Source organism: Pseudomonas sp. G5001 (assembly GCF_013385475.1).
Taxonomy (GTDB): Bacteria; Pseudomonadota; Gammaproteobacteria; order Pseudomonadales; family Pseudomonadaceae; genus Aquipseudomonas.
Genome location: NZ_JACAPZ010000005.1, coordinates 375,724 through 400,654, shown reverse-complemented (window position 1 = coordinate 400,654; position 24,931 = coordinate 375,724). Strand labels below are relative to the sequence as shown.

General features: G+C 60.6%; 22 protein-coding genes. 9 read left to right on the top strand and 13 right to left on the bottom strand.

Going from position 1 to position 24,931, the window contains the following annotated elements:
* Positions 1-25 precede the first annotated feature (25 nt).
* Positions 26-433, bottom strand: coding sequence for a flagellar basal body-associated protein FliL (locus tag HX805_RS03195; RefSeq protein WP_003213967.1), 408 nt, complete (start codon positions 431-433; stop codon positions 26-28).
* 149 nt (positions 434-582) lie between these two features.
* Here HX805_RS03195 and HX805_RS03190 point away from each other — a divergent pair, with 149 nt between their 5' ends.
* The 3 genes from HX805_RS03190 (at position 583) to glpT (ending at position 3,812) form a co-directional block, all read left to right on the top strand.
* Entirely contained in the window at positions 583-1,560 is a 978-nt protein-coding gene (locus tag HX805_RS03190; protein ID WP_177054897.1) for an NADPH:quinone oxidoreductase family protein, read from the top strand.
* 76 nt (positions 1,561-1,636) lie between these two features.
* Positions 1,637-2,254, top strand: a complete 618-nt coding sequence (locus HX805_RS03185; protein ID WP_008438881.1) for a flagellar basal body-associated protein FliL — start codon at positions 1,637-1,639, stop codon at positions 2,252-2,254.
* A 220-nt stretch (positions 2,255-2,474) separates the two neighbouring features.
* On the top strand, positions 2,475-3,812 hold the full coding sequence (gene glpT, locus HX805_RS03180; protein ID WP_003213972.1) for a glycerol-3-phosphate transporter: 1,338 nt from the start codon (positions 2,475-2,477) through the stop codon (positions 3,810-3,812).
* Here glpT and HX805_RS03175 read toward each other — a convergent pair.
* Together HX805_RS03175 and HX805_RS03170 are read right to left on the bottom strand one after the other, a co-directional pair.
* A complete protein-coding gene (locus HX805_RS03175) occupies positions 3,809-4,462 on the bottom strand; it encodes a gamma-glutamylcyclotransferase (protein ID WP_003213974.1) in 654 nt (217 codons plus the stop codon). The genes glpT and HX805_RS03175 overlap by 4 nt on opposite strands.
* 40 nt (positions 4,463-4,502) lie before the next feature.
* Positions 4,503-6,896, bottom strand: a complete 2,394-nt coding sequence (locus tag HX805_RS03170) for a TonB-dependent siderophore receptor (protein ID WP_177116604.1) — start codon at positions 6,894-6,896, stop codon at positions 4,503-4,505.
* A gap of 329 nt (positions 6,897-7,225) precedes the next feature.
* Here HX805_RS03170 and HX805_RS03165 point away from each other — a divergent pair, with 329 nt between their 5' ends.
* Complete coding sequence (locus HX805_RS03165) at positions 7,226-7,702, top strand: sn-glycerol-3-phosphate transporter (RefSeq protein ID WP_177116603.1); 477 nt, start codon at positions 7,226-7,228, stop codon at positions 7,700-7,702.
* Between the two features lie 150 nt (positions 7,703-7,852).
* On the opposite strand, the gene HX805_RS03160 is transcribed toward HX805_RS03165, so the two are convergent.
* From HX805_RS03160 to HX805_RS03135, 6 genes are all read right to left on the bottom strand, one after another.
* A complete protein-coding gene (locus tag HX805_RS03160) occupies positions 7,853-8,821 on the bottom strand; it encodes a CDP-6-deoxy-delta-3,4-glucoseen reductase (RefSeq protein WP_003213981.1) in 969 nt (322 codons plus the stop codon).
* Positions 8,821-10,287, bottom strand: coding sequence for a 4-hydroxy-3-polyprenylbenzoate decarboxylase (gene ubiD / locus HX805_RS03155; protein WP_008438879.1), 1,467 nt, complete (start codon positions 10,285-10,287; stop codon positions 8,821-8,823). The genes HX805_RS03160 and ubiD overlap by 1 nt, the downstream gene beginning before the upstream one ends.
* A gap of 89 nt (positions 10,288-10,376) precedes the next feature.
* Positions 10,377-12,362: an acyltransferase family protein gene (locus tag HX805_RS03150; protein ID WP_177022365.1), complete on the bottom strand. Its 1,986-nt coding sequence runs from the start codon at positions 12,360-12,362 to the stop codon at positions 10,377-10,379.
* A gap of 156 nt (positions 12,363-12,518) precedes the next feature.
* Positions 12,519-13,778 (bottom strand): transcription termination factor Rho, encoded by a 1,260-nt coding sequence (rho, locus tag HX805_RS03145; protein WP_008438874.1) that lies wholly within the window; start codon positions 13,776-13,778, stop codon positions 12,519-12,521.
* A gap of 234 nt (positions 13,779-14,012) precedes the next feature.
* Positions 14,013-14,342, bottom strand: coding sequence for a thioredoxin TrxA (gene trxA, locus HX805_RS03140; RefSeq protein ID WP_003213989.1), 330 nt, complete (start codon positions 14,340-14,342; stop codon positions 14,013-14,015).
* Positions 14,343-14,463: 121 nt separating this feature from the next.
* A complete protein-coding gene (locus HX805_RS03135) occupies positions 14,464-15,159 on the bottom strand; it encodes a FadR/GntR family transcriptional regulator (RefSeq protein WP_177046800.1) in 696 nt (231 codons plus the stop codon).
* 255 nt (positions 15,160-15,414) lie between these two features.
* Between HX805_RS03135 and HX805_RS03130 the strand changes: the two genes are divergently transcribed.
* From HX805_RS03130 to HX805_RS03115, 4 genes are read left to right on the top strand one after another with little or no spacing between them, the layout of a single operon-like run.
* Positions 15,415-16,200 (top strand): transporter substrate-binding domain-containing protein, encoded by a 786-nt coding sequence (locus tag HX805_RS03130; RefSeq protein WP_003213993.1) that lies wholly within the window; start codon positions 15,415-15,417, stop codon positions 16,198-16,200.
* Between the two features lie 22 nt (positions 16,201-16,222).
* A complete protein-coding gene (locus HX805_RS03125; protein ID WP_003213995.1) occupies positions 16,223-16,891 on the top strand; it encodes an amino acid ABC transporter permease in 669 nt (222 codons plus the stop codon).
* Complete coding sequence (locus HX805_RS03120) at positions 16,888-17,538, top strand: amino acid ABC transporter permease (protein WP_003213996.1); 651 nt, start codon at positions 16,888-16,890, stop codon at positions 17,536-17,538. The genes HX805_RS03125 and HX805_RS03120 overlap by 4 nt, the downstream gene beginning before the upstream one ends.
* Entirely contained in the window at positions 17,525-18,262 is a 738-nt protein-coding gene (locus tag HX805_RS03115) for an amino acid ABC transporter ATP-binding protein (RefSeq protein WP_003213999.1), read from the top strand. Before HX805_RS03120 ends, HX805_RS03115 begins: the two co-directional genes overlap by 14 nt.
* 4 nt (positions 18,263-18,266) lie before the next feature.
* On the opposite strand, the gene HX805_RS03110 is transcribed toward HX805_RS03115, so the two are convergent.
* The 4 genes from HX805_RS03110 to HX805_RS03095 all read right to left on the bottom strand — a co-directional run bounded on the left by HX805_RS03110 (position 18,267) and on the right by HX805_RS03095 (position 22,834).
* On the bottom strand, positions 18,267-18,857 hold the full coding sequence (locus HX805_RS03110) for a hypothetical protein (RefSeq protein ID WP_177116602.1): 591 nt from the start codon (positions 18,855-18,857) through the stop codon (positions 18,267-18,269).
* Entirely contained in the window at positions 18,823-21,327 is a 2,505-nt protein-coding gene (locus HX805_RS03105) for a fimbria/pilus outer membrane usher protein (RefSeq protein ID WP_256348069.1), read from the bottom strand. Before HX805_RS03105 ends, HX805_RS03110 begins: the two co-directional genes overlap by 35 nt.
* 7 nt (positions 21,328-21,334) lie before the next feature.
* Positions 21,335-22,051, bottom strand: coding sequence for a fimbria/pilus chaperone family protein (locus tag HX805_RS03100; protein WP_178902701.1), 717 nt, complete (start codon positions 22,049-22,051; stop codon positions 21,335-21,337).
* A gap of 123 nt (positions 22,052-22,174) precedes the next feature.
* The gene (locus HX805_RS03095; RefSeq protein ID WP_177116600.1) at positions 22,175-22,834 is read right to left on the bottom strand and encodes a DUF1120 domain-containing protein; all 660 of its coding nucleotides are present in this window, start codon (positions 22,832-22,834) and stop codon (positions 22,175-22,177) included.
* 472 nt (positions 22,835-23,306) lie between these two features.
* On the opposite strand from HX805_RS03095, the gene ppx reads away from it, so the two are divergent.
* Positions 23,307-24,809, top strand: coding sequence for an exopolyphosphatase (ppx, locus tag HX805_RS03090; RefSeq protein WP_003214007.1), 1,503 nt, complete (start codon positions 23,307-23,309; stop codon positions 24,807-24,809).
* Positions 24,810-24,931: the final 122 nt, after the last annotated feature.

The following is a 24,931-nucleotide window of genomic DNA, read 5'->3' as shown; positions in this document are numbered from 1 at the left end:
TCGCGAAGGGCGCGAAGCGACCGGCTTACTGGATGATCAGGTTGTTGAACAACAGATCCTCAACCTGCGGCTTGCCGGTTTCGTCGTTCATTACTTGCTGGGTCTGCTTCAGGGCTTCCTGGCGCAGTTTTTCCTTCCCATCAACGCTGCTCATGGTGTCGTTGGTCTGCTGGGTAAACAGCGCCACCAACTGGTTGCGAATCAGCGCGTCGTTGGCTTTCACGGCAGCGGCTGCCTCGGGACCGGTGACCCGCAGGGCGATATCCGCCTTGAACACCCGCAGCTTCGCGGTGCCATCCAGGCCGTAGTTACCGACAAACGGCGGGCTCAGGCTGATATAGCTGACCTTCGGCGCTTCGCCTTCTTTGGCTTCTTCGGCCAGGGCTGCCGTCGGCAGTGTCAGGGCCAGCATCAACAGGATCCACGCTTTCACAGTTCATTCCTCAATTCGGTTGCCCAGTAGCATAACGCTAGCAGCCCTGAGCACAAGCTTATGGCGACTTATCAGGCCGGGGCATGCTCGTTGACCCGTCGCCCTGCCCACCTACACTTATCGGCCAACACGCCAAAAGGAATAGTCCGATGAAAGCTGTGCTGTGCAAAGCCTTCGGCCCCGCCGAAACCCTGGTGCTGGAAGACGTCGAAAGCCCGGCGATCAAGAAGAACGAAATCCTGTTGGACGTGCATGCGGCCGGGGTCAATTTCCCGGACACCCTGATCATCGAGGGCAAGTACCAGTTCAAGCCGCCCTTCCCATTTTCGCCAGGCGGTGAAGCGGCAGGCGTGATCAGCCAAGTCGGTGAGAACGTCAGCCACCTGAAGGTCGGTGACCGGGTGATGGCCCTGACCGGCTGGGGCAGCTTCGCCGAGCAGGTCGCGGTGCCGGGCTACAACGTGCTGCCGATCCCGCCGAGCATGGACTTCAACACCGCCGCAGCCTTCAGCATGACCTACGGCACGTCGATGCACGCCCTGAAGCAACGGGCCAACCTGCAACCCGGGGAAACCCTGCTGGTGCTCGGTGCCTCCGGCGGCGTCGGCCTGGCTGCGGTGGAAATCGGCAAGGCCATGGGCGCCCGGGTGATCGCCGCGGCCAGCAGCGCCGACAAGCTGGCGGTGGCCAAGGCTGCCGGTGCCGATGAGTTGATCAACTACAGCGAAGCCAGCCTCAAGGACGAGATCAAACGCCTTACCGGCGGCAACGGCGTGGACGTGATCTACGATCCGGTGGGCGGCGACCTGTTTGACCAGGCCATTCGCGGCATCGCCTGGAATGGCCGGCTGCTGGTGGTGGGCTTTGCCAGCGGGCGCATTCCCGAGCTGCCGGTGAACCTGGCGCTGCTCAAGGGCGCGGCGGTGGTCGGGGTGTTCTGGGGGTCGTTCGCCCAGCGCCAGCCGCAGGACAATGCCGCCAACTTCCAGCAACTGTTCGGCTGGTTCGCCGAGGGCAAGTTGAAGCCGCTGGTGTCCCAGGTGTACCCGCTGGAGCAGGCGGCGCAGGCGATCAACGACCTCGGCCAGCGCAAGGCTGTGGGCAAGGTCGTGGTGCAGCTACGCTGACTATTGTTTCATTTTGTCCGCGGAGTGCCTGGGCCCATGATCGGCCGAGGCACTCACTCACTGGCAGGAATGAATAATGGTCACACCGCTGCGCGCGCTGTTTCTGGGGTTGCTGATGATGGTGTCGGCTCACGCCTTTGCCCATAAAGAGGGCAAGGATGTACGCGGGCTGAACAACGTGACGGTGCTGATCGTGCGCCATGCGGAAAAACCCGATGAAGGTCCGTTGCTGAGCCCCAAGGGCGAACAGCGGGCGGCGGCCTACGCCAGCTATTTCGACCCGCTGCTGTTGAACGGCATCTCCGTGGTGCCCCAGCGGCTGATCGCTACCAGCGACAGCAAGGAAAGCTCTCGCCCGCGCCTGACCCTGACACCCCTGGCCCAGCGCCTGCAGCTCCCGCTTGAAACACCCTACTCAGACGATCAAGTCGGCAAGCTGGTGAAGTCCCTGCGCAAGTCCAACCAGGCGCAGACCGTGTTGATCGCCTGGCATCACGGGCATATCGACAAGTTGATCGAGGCCTTCGGCGGTGACGGCGCGGCGCTGACCGGGATGAAGAAATGGCCGGAAAATGTGTATGACTGGCTGATCGTGTTGCGCTTCGACGACCAGGGTCAACTGGTGGAATCCCGCAGCCAGAAGATCCAGGAACACCTGCTTCCAGGTGATATCGCAGCCGCCAACGGCAACTGAACCGAATCACTGCCTGTGGTGAGGGAGCTTGCTCCCTCACCACTGCTTCTTGGCATCCCCTCCTGAAAACGTCCCTCACTTGCCTCTAAGCGACATGTTCGTAAAAGAACATGCAATTGCACTCAATTCCTATGCCCGCAGATAAGAGGCGGTGCTATTTTCGGTAACGAAACTGTAACATTCGCATCCGCAGTCAAAACAAGAAATCTGGAGCTCTTGAATGTTTGCTTTCTTCCGTCCTGCCGCACATCAGGCGCCCCTGCCTGAAGAAAAAATAGACAGCACGTACCGACGCCTGCGCTGGCAGATCTTCGCCGGTATTTTCTTCGGTTACGCCGGGTACTACCTGCTGCGCAAGAACTTCTCCCTGGCCATGCCGTACCTGATCGACGAGGGTTACACCCGTGGCCAGCTGGGCCTGGCAATGTCGGCGATCGCAATTGCCTACGGCCTGTCCAAGTTCCTCATGGGCCTGGTGTCCGACCGCTCCAACCCGCGCTACTTCCTGCCCTTCGGCCTGTTGGTGTCCGCCGGGGTGATGTTCATTTTCGGTTTCGCACCTTGGGCTACCTCCAGCGTGACCATGATGTTCATTCTGCTGTTCATCAACGGCTGGGCCCAGGGCATGGGCTGGCCGCCAAGTGGGCGGACCATGGTGCACTGGTGGTCGCAGAAGGAACGCGGCGGTGTGGTTTCCGTATGGAACGTGGCGCATAACGTCGGCGGCGGCTTGATCGGCCCGCTGTTCCTGCTGGGCATGGCCTGGTTCAACGACTGGCACGCGGCGTTCTACGTCCCGGCTACCGTGGCCCTGCTGGTGGCGGCGTTTGCCTTCATCACCATGCGCGACACCCCGCAATCGGTGGGCCTGCCGCCCATCGAGCAATACAAGAACGATTACCCGGAAGGCTACGACGCCAGCCACGAGGACGAATTCAGCGCCAAGGAAATCTTCGTCAAGTACGTGCTGCGCAACAAAATGCTCTGGTACATCGCCTTCGCCAACGTCTTCGTCTACCTGCTGCGCTACGGCGTGCTGGACTGGGCACCGACGTACCTCAAGGAAGCCAAGCACTTCGACGTGGATAAAACCTCGTGGGCGTACTTCTTCTACGAGTGGGCGGGCATTCCGGGCACGCTGCTGTGCGGCTGGATGTCGGACAAGATCTTCCGTGGCAACCGTGGCCTGACCGGCATTGTGTTCATGGGCCTGGTCACCGTGGCGACCCTGGTTTACTGGCTCAACCCGCCGGGCAACCCGATGATCGACATGATCGCGCTGTTCTCCATCGGCTTCCTGATCTACGGCCCGGTGATGCTGATCGGCCTGCAGGCGCTGGAACTGGCACCGAAGAAAGCCGCCGGTACCGCAGCGGGCTTTACGGGCCTGTTCGGTTACCTGGGTGGTTCAGTGGCAGCGAGTGCGGCCATGGGCTACACCGTTGACCATTTCGGTTGGGACGGTGGTTTCGTGCTGCTGATCGGCGCGTGCCTGCTGGCCATCGCGTTCCTGATCCCCACCTTGTGGCACACCAATAGCGTCAGTGCCGCACGTTAATCGTCGGAACAGCCTTTGGAACACCGCTTGAGCCGCGCCTCCAGATTCTTGTCTGGCATGGCGTGGCTACGCAGGGCGTTGACGGTCTGCTCGACATAATCGCGCGTAGTGCCGTAACGCCCGCAAGCGCTTTGCAACACGTGATTCAGCACGATGTCGGGCAAATTGCCGGCATAACTGGGCAGGTGCCGTTCCAGGACAAATCCCAATGCCTGCACCTGGCTGCCATCTTCCAGACGACAGCTGAGCCAGTGCGGCCGGTACGAGGGATACGGCATCTCGCGCTGCCACAGGGCATACAGCGAGGCCTCCAGTTGATCTTCCGGCAAGCGGTAGGCAAACCCGCTGCACGAGCCGCCGCGATCCAGGCCAAACACCAGCCCCGGTATTTCCGGCGTGCCCCGGTGCTCATGGGACCACAGGTACAAGCCCCGGTGATAACCGTGGACCCGCGCCCGCATCCGCTGTGTCGACGAACATTCAGGCCGCCAGATCAGCGAACCGTAAGCGAATAGCCAGACCGGCCCACCCTTGTGCAGCGCCATGGTGGCTTGCATCGAGCTCATCAACTGTTCGTGAGTGAGTTGCGGCCCCAGATCGAGCCGCGGAGGGTAAGCCAATTGCAAAAGATCAGATTCAATGGCGGTCATGGCAGATCGCTTAGGTCTCCTTTGTTGTTACGAGAAGCTGTTACCAGTTGTAAGCAACTTTACCGTAATAGAACGCGCCGCTGTAACCGTACGGCGAAAAAGTGCTATAGGCCAAATTGCCACCACTGCTGGCGTAGGCATTGAGTTTTTCCGGGTATTTGTCGGTGACGTTGTCGCCGCCAACGGTGAAGGTCCAGTTTTTCAGCTTGTAGTCGGCTGACAGATCCAACAGCCAGGCGGCCTTGAAGCTCTGGTCGTTGGCAGGGTCGGCCTGGTAGCTGGTGAATGAACCATAGCGCACCAAATTACTGTGCAGCGCCCAATTGCCGAAGCTCAGGTCGTTGCCCAGGCTCAGCTTGTGCTGGGGTGTGGTGTCGCCCAGCAAGCCGATGCGCTCGCGACGGTCCACCCGAACCAGGCTCGCGCCCAGGCTATCCAGTACGGACGGGTTGGCTTTTACGTCGGTGACCTTGGTGTGGTTGTAGTTGTAGCCCACGGTGCTGTTCCAGCGCACACCGTTGTCCAGTTGGTAGCGATAGTTGGCCACCAGGTCGACGCCATTGGTGGTGGTGTCGGTGGCGTTGGTGAAGTAGCGCACCGTGGTGTAGTTGATGTTGCCGACGCCATTGGCCTGCAGATACGCGAGCGCAGCCGGGTTCTTGCTCAGGTCCAGGTTGGAGGACAGGCTGATGCGGTCGCTGATGTCGATACGGTAGACATCGGCGGTCACGGTCAGGTTGTCGGTCGGCTCCAGCACCAGGCCGAGACTGTAGTTGCGGGACTTCTCGGCTTTCAGGTCTTCAGCGCCGAGCAGGCGCGCCACCTGGCTGTTGGCCGGGAAGGTGCCGGCTTCCTGGATGGTGTTGCCGATCAGTTGCGACGAGGTGTAGGCGAAGTTTTGCTGTGCCAGGGACGGCGCACGGAAACCGTTGGAAACACTGCCGCGCAAGGCCACTTGCGGGGTGAAGTCGTAGCGCGCCGAGAGCGAGCCGCTGACGTTGGAGCCAAAATCACTGTAGTCCTCGTGACGCACGGCGGCGGAGGCACTGAGTTTTTCGGTGAAGTTGGTTTCCAGGTCCAGGTACTGCGCCCAGTTGTGGCGCGTGCTGGTGCCGGCGTCGGAATCACGGAAGCCGCCCAGGCCCGAGCTGCCGGTCTGGTAGTAGGACGCCGGGTCGCCCGCCTTGATCTGGTAACCCTGGTCCAGGTATTCGCCGCCAAACGCCACCGACACCGGATACGGCAACCAGCCCAGGCTGAATTCCCGCGACAGGTCCAGGCTGAGTTGCTTCTGGTCATTGACCAACGTGCCGTTGTCGAACTTGCGCGGCGTGGCCAGGCCCAGCGAGGTGTTGATGGTTTCGGTACCGATCTGGTACTGGTTCTTGCCGTAGTTGACCGACACATCGTAGTGCCAGTCATAGGCCAACAAGCCGCGCAGGCCGACCGCCAGGGACGTGTCTTCCACGTCACCGCGAATCAACGGCAGGTAACCATTGGGGTTGAGCGCAGGAATGTTGTTGCTCGCGTTACTGGCCCGGTAGAACGCCGCCGTCTCGCCGCGGGTCTTGCTGTAGCCACCAAACGCATAGAACTCGGCCGCATCACTGAAGGAATATTCCGAGTTGAGAAACAGCTTGCCCTGGTCGGTGGCCGGCTCGCCCTGGCGGAACACCCGCTGGCCGTAGGTCGTCGAACCAACGCTGCCCGGACGCAGGTCCTTGCCGGCGCGGTTGGTGTAATCGTTGTCGGCGCCTTCGGCAGAGATGTTGATAAACCCGTTATCGCCCAGCGCCACACCGGTGTTGCCGCTGAGGTTGCGCTGGATACCGTCGCCCTTCTTGTACTCACCAAACTTGCTGGTGATCGAGCCGCCGTGGTCGTCATGCTTGAGGATCACGTTGATCACCCCGGCAATCGCATCGGAGCCGTAGCGGGCCGATGCGCCGTCACGCAGCACCTCGATATGGTCGACCGCCGACAACGGGATCGCATTCAAATCCGCCGGCGCCGAGCCACGCCCAACCGCACCGCCGAGATTGACGAAGGCACTGGTGTGGCGGCGCTTGCCGTTGACCAGCACCAACACCTGGTCCGGTGACAGGCCACGCAGCTGCGCCGGGCGCACCAGTTCGGCACCGTCTACCAGGCTCGGGCGTGGAAAGTTGATGGAAGGAATCAATCGCGCCAACACCGCGCCCAACTCATCAGAGCCGGTGCTGCGCAAGGTGTCGCCGGAAATCACATCGATAGGTGACAGCGAGGCACTGGCGGTGCGCTCTTGGGCGCGGGTGCCGGTGACAATGACTGTATCGAGTTTGGGTACATCGGCAGTGGCCGTTTCGGCGGATGCCACTGGACTGAATCCCACAGCGGTCAGCAAATTAGCCGACAAAATCGCCGTGTACAGCAGGTGCTGCTTGTTGCTCCCCATACCGCTCCCCTTGGAATCAAAAGCCAGAACGTCAATGCTCTGAGCTCGTACGATCGATCCGTGTGGCGGACGGTGGCGGTCATTTATTGGTTATTGGCAGAAAGTCGGTAGTCCGTTGGCATATAGCTTAATGATATTTATGTAACAAATTAAATACCTTTAAAGAATAAGCGAATGCATAAGCCCGGGCCGCTCCGCTCATCAGGATTGGCTGCCTCAATCCCTGTAGTTTCAGCGCAGGTTCAGCCTGGGGGCACGCTGAGCCTTCAAAATAGGCGTCTGTCACGACCCACCTGGCCGCCAACCGAATCGACTACCGAGGTCACTCCATGAAATACCGACTGCCCAGCCTGTTGTTCCTGGCACAGGCCACCACCGCCCTGGCGGCGGAAGTGCCGACCCAGGACGAAAAAGGCTTCTGGTATACCCAGACGAGCGTCTACACCCGGCATTTTGCGCCGGACAAGGACCACAACAACAACCAGGACCTGATCGGCCTGGAGCGCAATGAAGCGTCAGGCCTGGTGTATGGCGGGGCGACGTTTCGCAACTCGTTCAGCCAGCGTTCGTACTACGCCTATGCCGGCAAACGCTACGACATGCCCGATTACCCGGTGTACTTGAAGCTGACAGGGGGTTTGATCCAGGGCTATCGCGGCAAGTACCGCGACAAGATTCCGCTGAATGGACTGGGGGTAGCGCCGGTGATCATCCCCTCGGTGGGCATCCACTACGGGCCGGTTGCCGCCGAGCTGGTGTTGCTCGGGTTCAATGCGGCGATGGTGACCACGGGCGTTCGTTTCTGATCAAGCCACTGAAGGGCTTCTGTGGCGAGGGAGCTTGCTCCCGCTGGGTCGCGAAGCGGCCCTGAAGTTCATGCGATCTTAAAGATAGAACCCAGCGACTGTTTCGGGGCCGCTGCGCAGCCCAGCGGGAGCAAGCTCCCTCGCCACAGGTTACGGGCGGGGTGCGTAGGCAAATACGTCAGCACGCATCTGGTGCGCATCCATGCCGGCCTCGACCAGCGCATCCAGGGTGCCGTAGATCATCGCCGGTGAACCGCTGGCGTAGACATGCACGGCCTTGAGGTCGCTGATGTCTTCGCACACCGCTTCATGCAACAGCCCGCAGCGCCCTTCCCAGCCACACAGGTCGCTGACCACTTTGTGCAGGAACAGGTTGGGCAGTTGCAGCCACTGGTCCCAGTGCTCGATGTCGTAGAAATCCTCGGGGCGACGCACACCCCAGTACAGATGCACCGGGTGCTTGAAGCCACTGGCGCGACAGTGTTCGATCAGGCTATGCATCTGGGCCATGCCGGTGCCGGCGGCGATCAGCACCAGCGGCCCGTCGGGCAGTTCCGCCAGGTGGGTGTCGCCAAACGGCATTTCGATGCGGGCCATCTGGTTGCGCTGCAACTGCTCCAGCAGGCTGCGGGCGCTGTCTTCCCGGGCCAGCACGTGCAATTCCAGCTCGCGCCCGGCGTGGGGCGCCGAGGCCAGGGAGAACGCCGACTTCTCGCCGTTTTCCCGCTCGATCATCAGGTATTGCCCGGCGTGGTAGCGCACCGCCTTGCCGGCCGGAGCCCGCAGGCGCACGCGCCAGACGTCACCGCCCACTTCAACGCATTCACTCAGTTGGCAAGACAGTTTGCGCACCGGCAATTCTCCCGGCGCCAGCACGCCATCCCACAACACAATGCAATCTTCCAGCGGTTCGGCAATGCAGGTATAGAACTCGCCATGGTCACGCACCTCACCGGCTTGCTGCACCCGGCCTTCCACCAGCAGCGCCGCGCACACGTGGCACACGCCATTGCGGCAGGCCTGGGGGCAATCGTAGCCCAGGCGGCGCGCGCCCTCGAGGATCCGCTCGCCGGGCGTCAGTTCAAGTACCGCACCGGAAGGCTGCAGGGTTACACGCATCAATCTATTCCTAATTCTTTCCAGAGCGCATCGACACGGGCAGTGACCGCTTCGTCCTTGACGATCACGCGGCCCCATTCGCGGGTGGTTTCACCCGGCCATTTATGGGTGGCGTCCAGGCCCATTTTCGAGCCGAGGCCCGATACCGGGGAAGCAAAGTCGAGGTAGTCGATCGGCGTGTTGTCGATCATCACCGTGTCGCGCTTGGGGTCCATACGCGTGGTGATGGCCCAGATCACGTCGTTCCAGTCCCGGGCGTTGATGTCGTCGTCGGTGACAATAACGAACTTGGTGTACATGAACTGGCGCAAAAACGACCACACACCCAGCATTACCCGCTTGGCGTGGCCGGGGTACGACTTCTTCATCGTCACGATGGCCATGCGATACGAGCAGCCTTCGGGCGGCAGGTAGAAGTCAGTGATTTCCGGAAACTGCTTTTGCAGGATCGGCACAAACACTTCGTTCAACGCCACGCCGAGGATCGCCGGCTCATCCGGCGGGCGGCCGGTGTAGGTGCTGTGGTAGATCGGCTTGATCCGGTGGGTGATGCGCTCGACGGTGAACACCGGGAAGCTGTCGACTTCGTTGTAGTAGCCGGTGTGGTCGCCGTAGGGGCCTTCATCGGCCATCTCGCCCGGGTGAATCACGCCTTCGAGGATGATTTCGGCGGTGGCCGGCACTTGCAGGTCGTTACCGCGGCATTTCACCAGCTCAGTGCGATTGCCACGCAACAGGCCGGCGAAAGCGTACTCGGACAGGCTGTCGGGCACCGGCGTGACGGCGCCGAGGATGGTCGCCGGGTCGGCGCCCAGGGCCACGGAAACAGGGAATGGCTGGCCGGGGTGCTTTTCGCACCACTCACGGAAATCCAGGGCGCCGCCACGGTGGCTCAGCCAGCGCATGATGACCTTGTTGCGGCCGATCACTTGCTGACGGTAGATGCCGAGGTTCTGGCGGTCCTTGTTCGGGCCCTTGGTGACGGTCAGGCCCCAGGTGATCAGCGGGCCGACGTCGCCAGGCCAGCAGGTCTGCACGGGGAGCATGCCGAGGTCGACATCCTCGCCTTCGATCACCACTTCCTGGCAGACCGCGTCTTTCACGACCTTGGGGGCCATGGCGATGATCTTGCGGAAGATGGGCAGCTTCGACCAGGCGTCCTTGAGCCCCTTGGGTGGCTCGGGTTCCTTGAGGAAGGCCAGCAGCTTGCCGATCTCGCGCAGTTCGCTGACCGACTCGGCGCCCATGCCAAACGCCACGCGGTCGGGGGTGCCGAACAGGTTGCCGAGCACCGGGATATCAAAGCCCACCGGGTTTTCGAACAGCAGCGCCGGGCCCTTGTTGCGCAAGGTGCGGTCGCAAATCTCAGTCATCTCCAGGACCGGGGAAATCGGCACCTGGATACGTTTCAACTCTCCGCGCTGCTCAAGTTGCTGCACGAAATCCCGAAGATCCTTGAATTTCATTAACCATGCCACCCGTAAAATAGGCGTACATCCTACCTGCTCTTACGGTCGCTGGCAGCTTATTGAGCAGCATTGCCGACGACACAGACTCAAAGAGCCGATGCCTGGGTTTCATCGCGCAAGGCTTTGAACAAGGGTTCAAGAAACGCCTCGACATACCGCGAACCAACCGCCGAGAGGTGATTGTCGTCGGTGTACAGCGACTGACCGTCCAGTTCCACCCGGCACCAGTCATTCGCACTGCATAACTTGGGCGCCGGATCCATTACCTTTACCCCGGGATCAGCCGCCGCCATGCGCTCGAATACGCTGCTGATATAGGCCTGGCGCTGGAGGTGCTCATCCAGGGGCATGCCTTCTTTGTCGGTGGGCCGGCCGAGCATCGCCAGGCGACTCAGGCGGTAAGGCGGACTGAATTCCTGCAGGGGGACTTCCTTGACCAGCCACACCCGATGACCGCTGGCGCGCAATTGCTGCACAAGGGCGCCCAGACTTTCAGCGAAGCGCCGCTCGGCGAAGGCGCGGTCATAGGTTCCGGTCGCCGGGTCCAGCAACGAAGCCTCGGTATCACCATCGCGCTGCCCATAGACATACAGGCTCCAGCGCGCCACCAGCACCACGTCGCTAAAGGTTTCCTTGCCGAGCAGCTGCGTGACCTGCTGGTTAAAGGCCAGGCAGCCCGGAACGCTTTCCTTGCGATTAAACGGCAGGCAACCGGCATAACCTGCCTGGGTGACGCTGACACCGTACTTGCTCGCGCCGTCTTGCAACGCCGGAACCAGCGCCGTGGCATGGCTATCGCCCCAGACCAGCGCGCGCGTCGGCGCGGACTGAGGCCCGAAATGACAAAATCCATGGTGGCGATTTTTCCCACCATCCACCAGGCAGGCCATAAGGTCCGGGCTCCACTCGCGCGCCTGGGCAAATTGCAGCGCCTCGGGCGACAGGCGCCAAGGCAAGCCCTTCGTCATGACCAGGCCTTTGCCGAGCAGTCCCACCCCAAGCAGCGCGATACCCGCCGCCACCAGGATTTGCTTGCGCCCTGCCAACAGCCGACGTTCACGGAACGGCGCCTCGACAAACCGCCAGGACGCATAACCCAGCACCAGGCTCAACACAAACAGTGCACCAAGCTCCCACGGGCCCAGCCCGTCGACACTGGCGTACTTGCCAAACACGTACACCGGCCAGTGCCACAGGTACCAGGAGTAGGAGATCAGGCCAATCCCCACCAGCAAGCGGCTACCCAGCAGCTTGCTCGTCAGGGTAGTTTGCTGGCCGTTGGCCCAAATCAGGCAGACCACGCCCACCACCGGCAACAGCGCTGCGGCGCCGGGAAACGGTGTGCTCGGGTCATACGCGAAGACCGCCAGCAGGATCAGGCCGAGGCCGGCAAGGCTGACGGCCTGCGCCAACGCCGGGCTGGCGCGGTACTCGCGTACCGGCATTACCGCCAGCATTGCGCCCGCCAACAGCTCCCAGGCACGCATCTGCAGCAGGAAAAAGGCTCTTTCCGGAGCGTGGGCCACCGCCCATGTACTCATGCCGAATGACACCAGCAACAACACGAACAGCGCCGTGCGCCAATATTTGAGCCGGCTCGACAGCAGTGTCAGCAGGAGTGGGAAGAGGATGTAGAACTGTTCTTCAACCGACAATGACCAGGTATGCAGCAACGGTTTGATATCGGAGGCCACATCAAAGTAACCGTCCTGACGCATGAAAAACAGGTTGGAGATAAACACCACCTGGTTATGTATCGAGCGCCCCAACTCGCTGTAATCCTTGGGCGCCAGCAGGAACCAGCCCACCACCAGCGCGCCGAGCATCATCACGAACAGTGCCGGCAGGATACGCCGCGCTCGCCTGGCCCAGAAGCTGACAAAACTGAAACGGCCGGCCTCACGCTCGCGCCAGATGATCGAGGTGATCAAGTAGCCGGAGATCACGAAAAACACGTCGACGCCGACAAAGCCGCCGGTAAAGCCCGGTACACCAAAATGAAACAGCACAACAGCGAGCACAGCTATGGCACGCAGGCCGTCAATGTCCCTGCGATAAGCGAGAATGGTCATAAAATCTTGTAATTTGCCTGATCGGATGGACAGCGAGTGTAGTCACACACGCGAGTTTGTTTCTAAACAGACACACACTAAAGCCAAACCTCCTTTTCCAGAAACAAAAAAAATGGCGCCCCATGGGGCGCCATCCTTTTTGACCGAAGCGTCGTGTTACTTGCGCTTCATCGACAGGAAGAACTCGTCGTTGGTCTTGGTGGTTTTCAGCTTGTCGATCAGGAACTCGATGGCCGCAACTTCGTCCATCGGGTGCAGCAGCTTGCGCAGGATCCACATGCGCTGCAGTTCGTCATCGGCGGTCAGCAACTCTTCGCGGCGCGTGCCGGAACGGTTGATGTTGATGGCCGGGAACACCCGCTTCTCGGCGATACGACGGTCCAAAGGCAGTTCCATGTTGCCGGTACCTTTAAACTCTTCGTAGATCACTTCATCCATCTTCGAACCGGTTTCAACCAGTGCGGTGGCGATGATGGTCAGCGAGCCGCCTTCTTCGATGTTCCGCGCAGCGCCGAAGAAACGTTTCGGTTTCTCCAGGGCGTGGGCATCGACACCACCGGTGAGCACCTTGCCGGAGCTCGGGATCACGGTGTTGTAGGCACGGGCCAGACGGGTGATGGAGTCGAGCAGGATCACCACGTCTTTCTTGTGTTCGACCAGGCGCTTGGCCTTCTCGATCACCATTTCGGCAACCTGCACGTGGCGGGTTGGCGGCTCATCGAACGTCGAGGCAACCACTTCGCCGCGCACGGTGCGCTGCATTTCGGTTACTTCTTCCGGACGCTCATCGATCAGCAACACGATCAGGTGAACTTCAGGGTTATTACGGGCGATGTTCGCTGCGATGTTCTGCAGCATGATGGTCTTGCCGGCTTTCGGCGGGGCCACGATCAGGCCGCGCTGGCCTTTGCCGATCGGGGCACACAGGTCGATGACACGACCGGTCAAGTCTTCGGTGGAACCGTTGCCGGCTTCCATCTTCATGCGCACGGTCGGGAACAGCGGCGTCAGGTTCTCGAAGAGAATCTTGTTTTTCGCGTTCTCGGGACGATCGTAGTTGATCGTGTCGACCTTGAGCAGGGCGAAATAACGCTCGCCTTCCTTTGGAGGGCGGATCTTGCCAACGATGGTGTCACCGGTGCGCAAGTTGAAGCGACGGATCTGGCTCGGCGAGACGTAGATATCGTCTGGGCCGGCGAGATAGGAAGCGTCTGCAGAGCGGAGGAAGCCGAAGCCGTCCTGGAGAATCTCCAGCACGCCATCACCGGAGATTTCCTCGCCGCTTTTCGCGTGCTTTTTCAGCAGGGAGAAAATCACGTCCTGCTTGCGCGAACGGGCCATATTTTCTATGCCCATCTGTTCGGCCAATTCGAGCAGTTCGGTAATCGGCTTTTGCTTGAGTTCAGTCAGATTCATATAGGAATGACGTAATCATTTATGGAGGGGGGGAAATTAAGCTTTTGGCTTAATGAGGCCGCGCCGCAGAGAAGGCGACAGGATCGCGTACTAATCGAAAAGGAGAGCGTCGGCGACGGCTTGCAGGGGGCAGTGGAGAAACCAGTGCGGGGCCGAATGTACCACCTGAGTTTCAGAGCGTCTAGCCCTGTTTCACGAAAAAGCCCCGCAAATTGCGGGGCTTTTTGAGGACGCTTAGATATTGGCGTCGAGGAAAGCTTGCAGCTGGGACTTCGACAGCGCGCCGACCTTGGTGGCCTCGACGTTGCCGTTCTTGAACAGCATCAGGGTCGGGATACCACGCACGCCGTGCTTGGCCGGAGTTTCCTGGTTGTCATCGATGTTCAGCTTGGCAATGGTCAACTTGCCTTCGTAAGTGGTGGCAATGTCGTCCAGGACCGGAGCGATCATTTTGCAAGGACCGCACCACTCAGCCCAGTAGTCAACCAGCACCGGGCCCTGGGCCTTCAGTACTTCGGCCTCGAAGGTCGCGTCGGTGACGTGCTTGATAAGATCGTTGCTCATGGATGTCTCCGGGTTGTAAGCAAAAAAAACGTTGCCCATCATAGCCGCCCTTCCCGCGTTCAGGAAGCTGCAGCTGATTGACTCTTCCTATGATGGCGCATGAGTTTGGGTATAGCCCAACTCATGGGGTTACGGGAGTGATGAAGGCAATCCCTGTACGCAACGCCGCGTTACGCACATGTTCCTGCATGCTTTTCTGCGCCGCCCCGCTGGCGCGTCGGGCCAGGGCACGGAGGACCTTGCGGTGCTCCTGCCAGGTCTCCATGGCCCGCTCCGGCCGGATGAACGGTAGTTTCTGGCTCTCCAGGAACACCTCGGCACTGGCGCTGAGGATGCTCACCATCGCCTGATTGCCGCTGGCCAGCAGGATGCGCCGGTGGAATTCGAAGTCCAGCCGGGCGGCTGCCTCGAAATCACCGGCCTTCAGCTCCTTGCGCATCGCCTCGACGTTATCTTCCAGGATGTCCAACTCCCCGGTGGTCAGCGTCACCGCCGCCAGCCCCGCCGCAAAACCTTCCAGGGCGTAGCGCAGTTGAAAGATATCCAGCGGCGTCGCCTGTGCCGTAAACGGCCAGGCCAACCCCGGCAGCTCTTCGGCCGCTTGCACGAACACGCCTTTGCCCGGCTGCACACTTACCACGCCCAAGGCACTGAGTGACGACAAGGCTTCACGCAAAGAGGCCCGGCTCACGCCCAATTGCAGCGCCAGGTCGCGCTGGGAGGGCAACGCATCACCCGGCCCGAAGCCCTCGTCAGCGATCAATTTGCGGATGGCCTGTAGCGCCACTTCCGGTACGGCTTGGGCGATGAAATTCATAAGAAACTCAGGTTTCTAGTCAACTGAGCGGCTAGTTGTAAAGCTATTCGCAGCGCCCGGCAAGCCACGCCCCAAAGGGGCTCGCGCGGTTTTGACGGCGCTCGAAAAGGGTGCAGAAAACCCAGTAACTGTTCAGACCAGTAAGACCGCCAAGACTCAACAGCCACCGGCTCTGGCGCGAAATACGGCGGTGCTGGCATGGGCTGTGCACTGGCAAAAACCGGAAAATCCTTTCGTCCTTTTCGGAGAGTCGCCATGACCAAGCGTTGCAGCGCCCTGCTCACTGCCCTGTTTGCCAGCCTGATGCTGAGCCAGGCGCCCGCCCAGGCCAACGGTCTGGACGATATCGTCGCCCGTGGCACCCTCAAGGTGGCCGTGCCCCAGGATTTCCCGCCGTTCGGCTCGGTCGGCCCGGACATGAAGCCCCGCGGCCTGGACATCGACACCGCAAAGCTTTTGGCCGACCAGCTCAAGGTCAAGCTTGAACTGACCCCGGTCAACAGCACCAACCGCATCCCGTTCCTCACCACCGGCAAGGTCGACCTGGTGATTTCCAGCCTGGGCAAGAACGCCGAGCGCGAGAAGGTCATCGACTTCTCCAAGGCCTACGCGCCCTTCTACCTCGCCGTATTCGGCCCTCCCGATGCGCCGATCAGCACCGTTGACGACCTCAAGGGCAAAACCATCAGCGTGACCCGTGGCGCCATCGAAGACATCGAGCTGACCGCCGTGGCGCCTAAAGAGGCGACGATCAAGCGCTTTGAAGACAACAACTCGACCATCGCCGCCTACCTCGCCGGCCAGGTGGACCTGATCGCCAGCGGCAACGTGGTGATGGTGGCCATCAGCGAACGCAACCCCAAGCGCGTGCCGGCACTGAAAGTGAAGCTCAAGGACTCGCCGGTGTACGTGGGCGTGAACAAGAACGAGCCGGCGCTGCTGGACAAGGTGAACCAGATCCTGGTCGCGGCCAAGGCCGACGGCAGCCTGGAAAAGAATGCATTGCAGTGGCTCAAAGAGCCGCTGCCGGCTGATCTCTGAGCGCGGTAACGAGGGTTAGCCTATGGCCTATCAATTCGACTTTGTGCCGGTCCTGGCCAATACCGATCTGCTGCTGCGCGGCGCGCTGTTCACACTTGAACTGACCGCCATCGGTGCAGTACTGGGCGTGGCGCTGGGAATCGTCGGCGCCGTGGTGCGGGCGTGGAAGATCCAGCCGTTCAGTTGGATCTTCGGCGTGTACGTCGAGTTGATCCGCAACACGCCGTTCCTGGTGCAGTTGTTTTTCATCTTCTTCGGCCTGCCGTCCCTCGGCCTGAAAATCACCGAATGGCAGGCGGCAGTGCTGGCGATGGTGATCAACCTGGGGGCGTACTCCACCGAGATCATCCGCGCCGGGATCCAGGCGATCCCCCGCGGGCAACTGGAAGCGGCGGCCGCGCTGGCGATGACACGTTTCGAGGCGTTCCGCCATGTGGTGTTGCTGCCCGCGCTGGGCAAGGTCTGGCCGGCCCTGAGCAGCCAGATCATCATCGTGATGCTCGGCTCGGCGGTCTGCTCGCAGATCGCCACCGAGGAACTGAGCTTTGCCGCCAACTTTATCCAGTCGCGCAACTTCCGCGCCTTTGAAACCTATGCGCTGACGACCCTGGTCTACCTGTGCATGGCGCTGATGATCCGCCAATTGCTGAACTGGATCGGCCGGCGCTATGTCATGAGGAACGCCCGATGAGTGATTTTTCGTTCTGGGACATCGTGCGCAACCTGCTCACCGGTTTGCAGTGGACCTTGCTGCTGTCGCTGGTGGCGTTCATCGGCGGCGGCGTGATCGGTTTGCTGGTGATGACTATGCGCATCAGCACCAAGGCTTTCCCGCGCAATGTCGCCCGCACCTATATCGAGCTGTTCCAGGGCACGCCGCTGTTGATGCAACTGTTCCTGGTGTTCTTCGGCATCGCCTTGCTCGGCGTGGACATTTCGCCCTGGCTGGCGGCGGCGATTGCCTTGACCCTGTTCACCAGCGCCTACCTGGCCGAAATCTGGCGTGGCTGCGTCGACTCCATCGCCCACGGCCAATGGGAGGCGTCCGCGAGCCTGGCCCTGAACCCGCTGGAGCAATTGCGCTACGTGATCCTGCCCCAGGCCCTGCGCATTGCCGTGGCGCCAACCGTGGGTTTCTCGGTGCAAGTGGTCAAGGGCACCGCCGTGACCTCGATCATCGGCTTCACCGAGCTGACCAAGACCGGCGGCATGCTCGCCAACGCTACCTTCGAACCCTTCATGGTCTATGGCCTGGTGGCGCTGGGTTACTTCCTGCTCTGCTACCCCTTGTCCCTCAGTGCGCGCTACCTGGAAAGGAGACTGCATGCCTCTGCTTAGAATTTCCGCCCTGCATAAGTATTACGGCGATCACCACGTCCTCAAGGGCATCGACCTGAGTGTCGAAGAAGGCCAGGTGGTGGCGATCATCGGTCGCAGCGGCTCGGGCAAATCCACCCTGCTGCGCACCCTCAATGGCCTGGAGTCGATCAACGACGGCGTGATTGAAGTCGACGGCGAATACCTCGACGCCGCCCGCGCCGACCTGCGCACCCTGCGGCAGAAAGTCGGCATGGTGTTCCAGCAGTTCAACCTGTTCCCACACCTGACGGTGGGCGAAAACGTCATGCTTGCGCCGCAAGTGGTGCAGAAAGTGCCGAAAGCCAAGGCCGCACAATTGGCGCGACAAATGCTCGAGCGCGTTGGGCTGGGGGAGAAGTTCGACGCGTTCCCCGATCGTTTGTCCGGCGGCCAGCAGCAGCGGGTAGCAATCGCCCGGGCACTGGCGATGTCGCCCAAAGTGCTGCTGTGCGATGAAATCACCTCGGCCCTGGACCCGGAGCTGGTCAACGAAGTGCTCAGCGTAGTGCGCCAACTGGCCAAGGATGGCATGACACTGATCATGGTCACCCATGAGATGCGTTTTGCCCGGGAAGTGGGTGACAAGCTGGTGTTCATGCACCAGGGCAAGGTGCATGAAGTGGGCGACCCGAAAATCCTGTTTGCCAATCCGCAGACCGCCGAGCTGGCCAACTTCATTGGTTCGGTGGAGCGCACGGACTGAGGCATCAGGCCCCGGGCGCCCACTCAAAACCGCCCTGCCCCTCAAATGTCGTTTCATCCCTGACGGCCAGCAAAGCCGCAGGCAGGAAGGTCTCGACGTTGACCAGGGCGGTGAAGCGGCGCCCATGCACCGGCATACCCGCTACGTGTGCAACAAGCCTATGGCCCGGCAGCAATCGTCCGGTCGCCGGCTCTTCAGACAGGTGCGGCATTACCAGCTCAACGGATTTTCCATCGACTTGAGCGAACTGCAGGCTCAGGGTGAAATGCCCCTGGCGCCCAAACCGAAAGCCCTCCAGGCCTGCGGGTACGCCCGTAAAGCGCAGCGCCATGGATACCGGCACCTCACAGGCCATGTTCAGGCGAAGCGTGCGCTTGCCCAGCGCGATCTGTGGGTCGCCCCGCTCGGCCTGGCGAACCAGACCGTAATCAACCCGGGGCTGGCTCAAGGACACCTGGCAGTTATCTGCCCGCGCCTCATTGGCCAACACCACGACAAACAGCAGCAGGTAAAGGATAAGCCCATGACGCAGGCGTCCTCCGTCAAAAGGCCCCACCGGCTCAGAGGGTACGGCAGACCGCCGAACCTGTTTCATAGAATTTGTCGTCATTGGATTCTGGCTCAAGGTTCAGTTGCAACAAGCAGGTGCTTGAATCTGGCAAGGAGATGTTCAGCGCTCGCGACTCATCCAGGCTGTTAAGGAAGACCATGCCCTCGCCCACGACGCTGGTCAGGAAAGCATTGTTGCTGTCGAGAACCGAGGCTCCCTGGGGCAAGGGTTGGCCCTGCGCGTCACGGACCTCAAGCAATACACGGCGCACTTTCACTACTTCGAAATCGATCGTGTTGAAAGAACCTCGTCCGGCCGCAAGGACCTTGGTGCCGTTTTTCAGATCGATGCGCTTGGGCAGGGATTGGGTTTGCACCTCGACATTGCTGCTGCGGTAGGCAGGCAGGCTGGCGATCACCGCCTGCCCGCGGTAGTCAGTCCAGACCGGCCCCTGCGGCGTCGAAACCTTGGCTGCCCCGACATTACCCACAGAGACAATTCCAAAGGTGTCCTGGACGGCATAGGGCGAGAACGTCATGCCTCTGTCGTGGACCACCACGCCGCCCTGCAATTGGCCGGTATACCCGGTGCTCAATGAATCATGTCGCACACCCAACCCTATCTGGGTGTAACGCGGCATGGCATTCACGCGGGCGTGAACAGCCTGTGTACGGCTCGCCTGCTCACGCGCAACCCCCACTTCATAGTTCACATAGTCGTTGACCCGATCGCTGAAGGCGGTCCCAAGATCGAACCTGTCGCCCCGCCGACTGGCATACGAGGTGACGCGGCGATCCCCACCGAACGGCACGGTGACCTGCAACCGAAGCGAAAGCCCCTTATCCGACACATCGCTGCGCTCGTCTCGAACGGTGTTCCTGACCTTGCGCGGTCGAGAGCCGCCCACCCGGGAATCCGCAATCAAAGCCACCTGGGTGCCATTGAATTGCTGGTTCCATGAGGCAAAGACGTGTTCGGCGGAGCGATCATCAAATTGCGAGCTGCGGGAATAACTGACGGAAAAGCCTCCCAGGGACGGGGCGACCCAACTCAAACCTACCGTGTATTGGTCCTTGAAGCGGGCATCCCGCTGGTCACGCCGCGTCGACTGCCCCACTTCCAGTACTTCGCGATAATCCCGCGTCTGGGTAGTGGCACTCGACGTCATTTCAATGCCGGCGAACAGCGGACTTCCCACGGTGACTGAGCTGCGAGCCCCGGTAACTTCGTCCCGGCCATCGCGAGACAGGTTCTGGCGCACGCCAACCGAAAGGTGCTGGAAAAAAACACTGCTCCACACGCCACCCGCCGCCTGGTATTCGTCGGTACTCAACAGGCCGAATCCCAGTGACGAGTTGCGCCCCAATCCCCAGGTCCCACTGCCCATCGCCACGACCGGAGGCTCCCCGGCACCCGGATTTGCCCCGCGCACCTTGCCCAGGGAGAAGTAATAACCGGGCTCTATCGGTACCGCCCCCGCAAAGGACGCGGCAGGGACGGTGAACCCATGCCTGCCACCGCGAGTGCCAATGACACTGACCTCAAGATCGCTGGTGCCATTGAGTATGGGTAATCCGGTCAACGTGAACGGGCCTTCCGGTACCAGTGTGGTATGGATCAACACCCCGGCCTGGCGCACCTCGACCCGGGATGGGCTCTGGGCCAAACCTTCGACCGCCACGCTGCTGCCACCCGGGCTGCGCGATTGGCCATCCGGCGAGAGCTGGAAACCCGACAGCTGTAACCCACCGAACACCGGGTTGTTGCTGGAAATCTGCCCGACCTGGAAGGTCGACTTCAGGGGCGCGAAATCGCGTTGGGCGTAGGCATTCACATGCTCGCTGCTGCGCTTGCCGTTATCGGAGACAAAGAATTGGCGGCTTCGGACGATCCAGGTGCCGATATTGAATCCCGCCTCGGTGTAGGCCGAAACCGAGCGGGAAGAGCCGCTGTTGAAGCGCTCGTCGAACCCCTGAACATCGTAATTGAACAAGGCTGCCGTGCCGCCCTGGGAGAAACTGCCGACATCCCATTCGGCCTCGCGCATTGACTGAGTAGGCACCACCAGCGATACCTCATCGCTGCCGGGGCGCAACTTGACGATGGTCGCGGGGTAAGCACCGAGAAAGTCATGACACGCCTGATCGGGCGCGATACCTGGCCGAATAATCGCGGCTGGCAACCGCAACCCGGCCTTGTCCAGCAGGACCGGGGTAAAACACAACTGCCCCTGGTAGTCGAAGCGTGCCTCCACCAGGCCCAATGAGGTGCCGTTGACCTGCAGCCCCACCACGTGCACGCCCTCGCGGAATCGCGCAGCACTGCGAAAATAATGGGCAACCTTCGGGTCGATCCCGTTCGCCGACAAGACCGCCAGATCAAAACCCGATCCAAGCTCCAGCGCGTAGGCGGGAAGGCTCCACAGCGTTGCCAGGCCGATACAAGTCCGGGAAACCGAGGTTCGAATGGGTCGTACAGAGAGGCTCCAATCGTTTGCATGGGTAGCATTTCTCATAGACCGCTCAACCCGCCTCGACAACAACGGAGGCTTCGTAGGCGGTTGCCGAATACCCGTAGACCGTCGCGGGTTGAATCTCGACACCGCTGACCTGGGCCATCGCCTCTTCGATGCGGGTCGATAACACTTCGCCAGGCAGGATATAGGTGCGCGGCAATATCGCCGGGTGCCTCGACGGCAGCAGGTGTACCTCCAGCCCCATCCGGACCACGTAGGCACTGTCGTTATGAACCGTCAGCCGATTTCCCCGCAGCTTCCACTTCAGCAACTTCCATGGCTCCTGATGCCGCGGCAAGCCCTGGGGATGCAGGATCAGCGGTAAGTCCTGTCGAATGGTCACTCCAATAGTCGAGCGCCCTTCGGCGCGCGCCTGCGGAATACCTTCAAAGGTGACGCGCTTCAATCGTTGAGTCTTGAGCGGCTGCTTCAAGGTACTGATAAACCGCACAAGTTGTGTTTCGCCCGGTTCGACACGGGCGATAGGAGGCGTAACGATCAAGAGTGTCTCCGGATCTTCCGGGACGTTTTGAATGACTGTGTGAAGTAAAGCAGGGCCAGCGTCCGTATTTTTTACGTTGATCGTCGCTTCACCGTTCTCTTCATAAAGAATAACAACGGATGTTTCCGGCTCCATTCCATCCGCTCTTACACTGCCAGAAACTAAAAAATAAAGATTCGCACACCAGAACAGAGCATTAACTGTATTTAAAAGACGACTCATCGAACTCTACCCGCAACCAGATAACGCACCGTTGACAATCACGAAATACCTATACGCATATAAAGAGCCAGCACGAAGCCACGGTGCGCGACCGCCTGCTAAATGCTGGCCATGTTTATAGAGTTAGATTCGAGTTACTACCAAAGTAGCAGCTCCATTCAATTGAATATCCCTGCTGAGATCCAGTGCATCGCCGCGATTGATCACAGCCTTGACTACGAGAGTGCCGGTAACGGAAGAGACCGCGGCTGGAGTTGTGTTGTTATTACGGCTCCAGGAGTGCTGGTAAGGAGATTTTTCGACCTTGCCGTCACTGGTGCTCCAGGCACCGCCGGAGCTTGTCCTTCTAAGCGGGTACAGCGTAGCGCCGACAGTGGTCAAGGTGGCGAGCCTGATCGAATAGCCACCGGTATTCCTGGTTCCGACCGCGCCAAGACCAAAGTTGTGGTTGTCGGTGAAGCCGGTTCCCAGGATCCCCCTTACGACACTGTTTGTTTGTGAGTCAGTAACGGACGGTGCCATCTGGGCAGCCGCCGCACCACAGTTGACGTTTAACGGCAGCGACTTTTCCGGCAGAGGATAGAAAGAGGTCAGCGGAATGCTCGACGCATTGATCGTACCGTAATCAACGGTGCCGCCTGTGGCGCCGAGGTTTACCGTGCATGCAGCTGGTTTAATGGTTCCGGTGACTCTCAGGTTCCCGGCACCACTTGTATTTGCTTGAGTACCCATGCTTACCGCCAGGCCAACGACAACTATTGCCAAACCAAATGTTCTGTTCATGTTCATCCTGTCACTGAAGTTCTCAGGTGCATGTGGTTCGCCGGGCTATTCCATGCCCAACTGCTATCAACCTTGATAGGCAAACTACAAATAGTTAACACCACGGCTTAATTGCCGAGTGACAGTCTCTCTCGTAAACACCCGAAGAAAGAATGAGACGACGCCTGAACTAGTGTCAGAGCGGTAAAAAAACAATGTCCCCTTAGATCATCCTTGCAGTAGTCCTGACTTAATTATCGACTGGAACAAATAACCCAGCCATGTAGGCATATTCAGGAAGCCTATTAAAGCTGGAGATTTCCGTTACTCCACTTGCCCTACGGAACAATCGCCAGGCGCATCAAGAATCGCCCTACATATCCTGCAGATTTTCCTCCAAGACACCGATGAGCGAATTCCGGAAGCACTACGCGTTGGCGTCAGCGGTTGATCGTGGCACGATGGCGAGGTTATCGACCGAGACCCCTTAACCATGCCGCAATCCCAAGCCAAGAATCTGTCCCTGATCGCCGCCATCGACCTGGGCTCCAACAGCTTTCACATGGTCGTGGCCAAGGCCCAGAACGGCGAAATCCGCATCCTTGAGCGGCTCGGCGAGAAAGTGCAGCTGGCTGCCGGGATCGACGACGAGCGTCAGCTCAATGAAGAATCCATGCAGCGCGGGCTCGATTGCCTGAAGCGCTTTGCCCAACTGATCAACGGCATGCCCCCGGGCGCCGTGCGGATCGTCGGCACCAACGCCCTGCGCGAAGCCCGCAACCGGGGCGAGTTCATCCGCCGCGCCGAGGAGATCCTCGGGCACCCGGTAGAGGTCATCTCCGGCCGCGAGGAAGCGCGCCTGATCTACCTCGGCGTGTCCCACACCCTGGCCGACACTCCGGGCAAGCGCCTGGTGGCCGACATCGGCGGTGGCAGTACCGAATTCATTATTGGCCAGCGCTTCGAGCCGCTGCTGCGCGAAAGCCTGCAAATGGGCTGCGTCAGCTACACCCAGCGCTATTTCAAGGACGGCAAGATCACCCCGGCCCGCTACGCCCAGGCTTATACGGCGGCGCGGCTGGAGATCATGAGCATCGAGCACGCCCTGCACCGCCTGACCTGGGATGAGGCCATCGGTTCGTCCGGCACCATCCGCGCCATCGGCCTGGCCCTCAAGGCCGGCGGCCATGGCACTGGCGAGGTCAACGCCGAAGGCCTGGCCTGGCTCAAGCGCAAGCTGTTCAAGCTGGGGGATGCCGAGAAGATCGACTTCGAAGGCATCAAGCCTGATCGCCGCACCATTTTCCCGGCGGGCCTGGCGATTCTCGAAGCGATTTTCGACGCCCTTGAACTGCAACGCATGGACCACTGCGATGGCGCCCTGCGTGAAGGGGTGCTCTACGACCTGCTGGGCCGTCATCATCATGAAGACGTCCGTGAGCGCACCCTCAGCTCGTTGATGGAGCGTTACCACGTCGACCTGGAACAGGCGGCGCGGGTTGAACGCAAGGCGCTGCATGCTTTCGACCAGGTCGCAGCGGACTGGGACCTGGAAGACGGCGTGTGGCGTGAACTGCTGGGCTGGGCGGCCAAGGTCCATGAAGTGGGGCTGGACATCGCCCACTACCATTACCACAAGCACGGCGCCTACCTGATCGAGCACTCGGACCTGGCGGGTTTCTCCCGTGAAGACCAGCAGATGCTCGCGCTGCTGGTACGCGGCCACCGCCGCAACATCCCCCGGGACAAGTTTGCCGAGTTCGGTGCCGAGGGCATCAAGCTGATTCGCCTGTGCGCGCTGCTGCGGTTTGCGATCCTGTTCCACCACATCCGTGGTACCCAGGAAATGCCGCAAGTGGTCCTGCGGGCCAATGCCGACAGCCTGGACGTGGTATTCCCGAAGAACTGGCTGGATGAAAACCAGCTGACCCAGGCGGATTTCGCCCAGGAAGCCGAGTGGCTGACGCGGGTTGGGTTCACGCTGAACGTGCGCTGATATGAGTGAGTGACGCGGAGCGTCACAGGATGTATTCCCACGCAGAGCGTGGGAACAATCCAACGCCACAAAACAAATGTGGGAGCGGGCTTGCTCGCGAAGGCGGAGTGTCAGTCAACAGA

Coding starts and splice junctions, on each gene's coding strand:
- HX805_RS03190 (WP_177054897.1), top strand. CDS start 583: ATGAAAGCTGTGCTGTGCAAAGCCTTCGGCCCCGCCGAAACCCTGGTG.
- HX805_RS03185 (WP_008438881.1), top strand. CDS start 1,637: ATGGTCACACCGCTGCGCGCGCTGTTTCTGGGGTTGCTGATGATGGTG.
- glpT (WP_003213972.1), top strand. CDS start 2,475: ATGTTTGCTTTCTTCCGTCCTGCCGCACATCAGGCGCCCCTGCCTGAA.
- HX805_RS03175 (WP_003213974.1), bottom strand. CDS start 4,462: ATGACCGCCATTGAATCTGATCTTTTGCAATTGGCTTACCCTCCGCGG.
- HX805_RS03170 (WP_177116604.1), bottom strand. CDS start 6,896: ATGGGGAGCAACAAGCAGCACCTGCTGTACACGGCGATTTTGTCGGCT.
- HX805_RS03165 (WP_177116603.1), top strand. CDS start 7,226: ATGAAATACCGACTGCCCAGCCTGTTGTTCCTGGCACAGGCCACCACC.
- HX805_RS03160 (WP_003213981.1), bottom strand. CDS start 8,821: ATGCGTGTAACCCTGCAGCCTTCCGGTGCGGTACTTGAACTGACGCCC.
- ubiD (WP_008438879.1), bottom strand. CDS start 10,287: ATGAAATTCAAGGATCTTCGGGATTTCGTGCAGCAACTTGAGCAGCGC.
- HX805_RS03150 (WP_177022365.1), bottom strand. CDS start 12,362: ATGACCATTCTCGCTTATCGCAGGGACATTGACGGCCTGCGTGCCATA.
- rho (WP_008438874.1), bottom strand. CDS start 13,778: ATGAATCTGACTGAACTCAAGCAAAAGCCGATTACCGAACTGCTCGAA.
- trxA (WP_003213989.1), bottom strand. CDS start 14,342: ATGAGCAACGATCTTATCAAGCACGTCACCGACGCGACCTTCGAGGCC.
- HX805_RS03135 (WP_177046800.1), bottom strand. CDS start 15,159: ATGAATTTCATCGCCCAAGCCGTACCGGAAGTGGCGCTACAGGCCATC.
- HX805_RS03130 (WP_003213993.1), top strand. CDS start 15,415: ATGACCAAGCGTTGCAGCGCCCTGCTCACTGCCCTGTTTGCCAGCCTG.
- HX805_RS03125 (WP_003213995.1), top strand. CDS start 16,223: ATGGCCTATCAATTCGACTTTGTGCCGGTCCTGGCCAATACCGATCTG.
- HX805_RS03120 (WP_003213996.1), top strand. CDS start 16,888: ATGAGTGATTTTTCGTTCTGGGACATCGTGCGCAACCTGCTCACCGGT.
- HX805_RS03115 (WP_003213999.1), top strand. CDS start 17,525: ATGCCTCTGCTTAGAATTTCCGCCCTGCATAAGTATTACGGCGATCAC.
- HX805_RS03110 (WP_177116602.1), bottom strand. CDS start 18,857: ATGAAACAGGTTCGGCGGTCTGCCGTACCCTCTGAGCCGGTGGGGCCT.
- HX805_RS03105 (WP_256348069.1), bottom strand. CDS start 21,327: ATGAGAAATGCTACCCATGCAAACGATTGGAGCCTCTCTGTACGACCC.
- HX805_RS03100 (WP_178902701.1), bottom strand. CDS start 22,051: ATGAGTCGTCTTTTAAATACAGTTAATGCTCTGTTCTGGTGTGCGAAT.
- HX805_RS03095 (WP_177116600.1), bottom strand. CDS start 22,834: ATGAACAGAACATTTGGTTTGGCAATAGTTGTCGTTGGCCTGGCGGTA.
- ppx (WP_003214007.1), top strand. CDS start 23,307: ATGCCGCAATCCCAAGCCAAGAATCTGTCCCTGATCGCCGCCATCGAC.